General features: G+C 77.3%; 4 protein-coding genes. All 4 read left to right on the forward strand.

Going from position 1 to position 4,314, the window contains the following annotated elements:
* Positions 1 to 11 precede the first annotated feature (11 nt).
* Complete coding sequence (locus FM076_RS11325) at positions 12 to 977, forward strand: glycosyltransferase (RefSeq protein WP_173869961.1); 966 nt, start codon at positions 12 to 14, stop codon at positions 975 to 977.
* Positions 977 to 2,335, forward strand: a complete 1,359-nt coding sequence (locus FM076_RS11330) for a glycosyltransferase (protein ID WP_243274431.1) — start codon at positions 977 to 979, stop codon at positions 2,333 to 2,335. The genes FM076_RS11325 and FM076_RS11330 overlap by 1 nt, the downstream gene beginning before the upstream one ends.
* 185 nt (positions 2,336 to 2,520) lie before the next feature.
* A complete protein-coding gene (locus tag FM076_RS11335) occupies positions 2,521 to 3,150 on the forward strand; it encodes a D-sedoheptulose-7-phosphate isomerase (protein WP_173869963.1) in 630 nt (209 codons plus the stop codon).
* 303 nt (positions 3,151 to 3,453) lie between these two features.
* Positions 3,454 to 4,314: PfkB family carbohydrate kinase (locus FM076_RS11340; protein WP_243274432.1), on the forward strand; the 861-nt coding region annotated here is incomplete at its 3' end.

Raw genomic sequence — 4,314 nt, forward strand, 5'->3', positions numbered from 1 at the left:
GAGGCCGGTGCATGAGGATCCTGATCTGGCACGTGCACGGCTCGTGGACGACGGCGTTCGTCCAGGGCCCGCACACCTACCTGGTGCCGGTGCTGCCCGACCGCGGCCCCGACGGGCTCGGCCGCGCCCGGACGTTCTCCTGGCCCGACTCGGTACGCGAGGTGACGCCTCAGCAGCTGGCCGGGGAGGACGTGGACGCCGTCGTGCTGCAACGTCCGCACGAGGAGGAGCTGGCGGCCCGCTGGCTGGGCGGACGCCGCCCCGGCCGCGACATCCCGGCCGTCTACCTGGAGCACAACGCGCCCGACGGCGACGTGCCGAACACCCGTCACCCGTGCGCGGACCGGCCCGGGATGACGCTGGTGCACGTCACCCACTTCAACCGGCTCTTCTGGGACTGCGGCAGCACCCCCACCACCGTCATCGAGCACGGCATCGTCGACCCCGGCCACCAGTGGACCGGGGAGCTGGCGCGGGCCGCCGTGGTGGTCAACGACCCGGTGCGGCGCGGCCGGTTCGTCGGTACGGACCTGCTGCCCGCGCTCAGCGAGGCCGCCCCGCTGGACGTCTTCGGCATGCGCACCGCGGGACTCGCCGCGCACCTGGGCCTGGGCCCGGAGCGCTGCCGCGCCCAGGACCTGCCGCAGGAGCGGCTGCACGCCGCCATGGCCCGGCGCCGCTGCTACCTGCACCCGGTGCGCTGGACGTCGCTGGGCCTGTCGCTGCTGGAGGCCATGCACCTGGGCATGCCGGTGGTCGCGCTGGCCACCACCGAGGCGGTGGAGGCCGTGCCCGAGGGCGCCGGAGTGCTCTCCACCCGCCCCGAGGTGCTGGCCGGGGCGGCGCGCCGCTATCTGAACGAGCCCGAGGCCGCCGCCGAGGACGGCGCCCGCGCCCGGCGCGCGGCGCTGAACCGGTACGGCCTCAAACCGTTCCTGCACCGCTGGGAGCGGCTGCTGGAGGAGGTGACCCGCTGATGACGGCCACCAGGAAGGACCGGGCACCGGGAAAGGGCCGGGCGCCGGAAAAGGACCGGGCGCCGGGAAAGGGCCAGGCACCGGAAAAGGACCCGGCGCCGCGGAAGGGCCGGGGCAGGAGCCGGCTGCGCGTCGCGCTCGTCTCCGAGCACGCCAGTCCGCTGGCCGCGCTGGGCGGCGCCGACGCGGGCGGGCAGAACGTCCATGTGGCGCGGCTCGCCGAGACGCTGGCCGACCGGGGGCACCGCGTCACCGTCTACACCCGGCGGGACTCCCCCGACCTGCCCGAGCGGCTCCCCCTGCGGCACGGCGTGGACGTCCACCACGTGCCGGCCGGCCCGCCCGAGCCCGTACCCAAGGACGAACTGCTGCCCTACATGGGCCTGTTCGGCGCCTTCCTGTCCGCCCAGTGGGCGGCCGAGCGGCCCGACGTGGTCCACTCGCACTTCTGGATGTCGGGACTGGCCACCCTCCAGGCAGCGCAGGAGCGGGCCCTGCCGTTCCTGCACACGTACCACGCGCTGGGCACCGTCAAGAAGCGGCACCAAGGCGACGCCGACACCAGCCCCGGCGAGCGCATCCCCTGCGAGCGGGCGGTCGGCGCCGCCTGCGACCGGATCATCGCCACCTGCCGGGACGAGGTGAGCGAGCTGGCGGCGATGCGGGTGACGGCCGACCGGGTCAGCGTCGTGCCCTGCGGCGTGGACCCGGACGTGTTCACCCCGACGGGACCGCTGTGGCCGCGCCCGGCCCGCCGCCCGCTGCTGGTGCAGGTGGGGCGGCTGGTGCCGCGCAAGGGTGCGGCGCTCTCGATCGCCGCGCTGGCCCGCGTCCCCGGGGCCGAACTCGTCATCGCCGGCGGTCCGGCGGGCCCCGCCCTCGACCGGGACCCGGAGGCCGTGCGGCTGCGCGGGATCGCCCGCGAGCTGGGCGTCGCCGACCGGGTGCACCTGGCCGGCGGGCTGGACCGCGCGGAGGTGCCGCGGCTGATGCGCGCGGCCGACGCCGTGCTGTGCCCCGCCGACTACGAGCCGTTCGGCATCGTCCCGCTGGAGGCCATGAGCTGCGGCACCCCCGTGGTGGCCACGGCCGTCGGCGGCCACCGCGACACCGTCGCCCACCGCGGCACCGGCCTGCTGGTGCCGCCGCACGACGCGGACGCCCTCGCCCAGGCCGTGCGCACGCTGCTGGCGACGCCCGCGCGGGGACGGGCGTACGGCGCGGCCGGGCGGCGCCGGGTGCTGTCCCGCTACAGCTGGACGCGGGTGGTGGCCCAGACGGAGGAGGTCTACCGGCGGGTGCTGGCCGCCCACGCGGCACCGGCGGCCCACCGGACGGCCGTACCGGCCGCGCCCTGACGTCCGCGCGGTGGCCGCCGTCCCACGGCGCCCGTGCCACGGCGGCCGTGCCCCGAAGCCCGAATCCCTGGCCCCGAACCGCGAACCTCGAACCTCGGACCCGGATCCGAACCCCGACCCCGACCCCGACCCCGAAGCGCGAAGGAGGGAGGCCCGTCGGCCCGACCGGCCGTACGGCCGCCGCCATGCTCCCTGTCGACCCCGCACACGCACACTGCCAGGCACTCGAAGAGGCGGTCGCCGCCTTCCGGGAGACGTCCTCGTCCCACATCACCGCGTGGGGCGAACAGCTGGCCGGGACGCTGCGGGACGGCGGCCGGCTGCTGGCCGCGGGCAACGGAGGCAGCGCCGCCCAGGCCCAGCATCTGACGGCCGAGCTGGTGGGCCGCTACCAGGGCGAGCGCAGACCGTACTCGGCGATCGCCCTGCACGCCGACACCTCCGCCGTGACGGCCATCGGCAACGACTACGGCTTCGCCGAGCTGTTCGCCCGCCAGGTGACCGCGCACGGGCGCGTGGGCGACGTGCTGATGCTGCTGTCCACCTCCGGGCGCAGCGAGAACCTCCGCAAGGCGGCGCTGGCCGGGCGCGAGGCGGGACTGCGGGTGTGGGCGCTGACCGGGCCCGCACCCAACCCGCTGGCGGCGGCGGCCGACGACGCGCTGTGCGTGGCCGGTGCCACCACGGCCACCGTCCAGGAGGTCCACCTGGTGGCCGTCCACCTGCTGTGCGAGGCGTTCGACGCCGCGCAGGAGCTGGCCGAGGACCTGGTCGCGGCGACGGCGCCGCTCCCGGCGGTGGAGGCGGAGAGGTGACGCCGCGGCGTCGCGGCGCCCCCGGACGACGCCGACCGCGCTCCGGGGCGATCCCGAGACGGCCCCGAGGTGATCCCGAGCCGGACCCGAGCCGACCCGAGGCGACCCCGAACCGGCCCAGAGGCGGACCCGAGACGACCCCGAATTCGACCCCGAGGCGGACCCCGATTCGGGTTCCGAATCGGGTTCCGAGATGACCCCAAGTCGGCACCGAGGCGACCCCGGATCGGCCCCGGATCCGTCCCGAGGTGATCCCGAGTGGCGGGCCCGGCCCGCCCCGACCCCCTCCCGAAGGAGGCGCGCATGCCGCGCAACCGCCCGCTCGTCGTCGTCGGCGACACCCTGCTGGACACCGACGTGGAGGGCCGGGCCAGCAGGCTGGCCCCGGACGCGCCCGCGCCGGTGCTCGACGTGGACGAGGAGCACAGCAGACCCGGCGGGGCGGGCCTGGCCGCCACCCTCGCCGCGGCCTTCCCGCCCGACGGCCTCGTACGGGACGCCGCCGCGCGCCCGGAGGTCGTACTGATCACGGCGCTGGGCCGCAGCCGTTCCGACCAGGCGGTCCGCGACCTGCTGGCGCCGCGCGTGCGGGTGGTGGAGCTGCCGCTGCGCGGGAGCGTGCCCGTCAAGACCCGGCTGTGCGCCGAGGGGCGGCCGCTGCTGCGGGTGGACCGCGGGGGCGGGACCGTCGGCCCGGTCACCGACGAGGTGCGGGCGGCGCTGGCGGCGGCCCACACCGTCCTCGTGTCCGACTACGGGCGCGGGGTGGCGGCCCGGCTGCGGGCCGAACTGGCGGTGCTGGCCGGGCACACGCAGGTGGTGTGGGACCCGCACCCGCGCGGGGAGCCCCCGGTGCCGGGCGCCCGGCTGGTGACGCCGAACGCCGCCGAGGCGCTGGCCCTGTGCTCCGACCAGTGCCCCGACTCCGACGCCGACGGGCTGCACGGGCACGGCCGACGCGGGGCCGCCCTCGCCGCGGCGTGGCACAGTGCGGCCGTGGCCGTGACCCTGGGGCGGCGCGGCGCCGTACTGGCCCGCCCCGGTGACGAGGCCCCCCTGTACTTCCCGCCGCTCCAGGAGGCCGACGGCGACCCCTGCGGCGCCGGTGACTGCTTCGCCGCGACCGCCGCCCGTGCCCTGGCCGACGGCGCCCTGCCGGAGGAG

It is taken from the genome of Streptomyces albus subsp. chlorinus, from assembly GCF_013302895.1.
Taxonomy (GTDB): Bacteria; Actinomycetota; Actinomycetes; order Streptomycetales; family Streptomycetaceae; genus Streptomyces; species Streptomyces chlorinus.

What these genes read in the sequence shown, in the direction of transcription:
- FM076_RS11325 (WP_173869961.1), top strand. Translation starts at nt 12, where the DNA reads ATGAGGATCCTGATCTGGCACGTGCACGGCTCGTGGACGACGGCGTTC.
- FM076_RS11330 (WP_243274431.1), top strand. Translation starts at nt 977, where the DNA reads ATGACGGCCACCAGGAAGGACCGGGCACCGGGAAAGGGCCGGGCGCCG.
- FM076_RS11335 (WP_173869963.1), top strand. Translation starts at nt 2,521, where the DNA reads ATGCTCCCTGTCGACCCCGCACACGCACACTGCCAGGCACTCGAAGAG.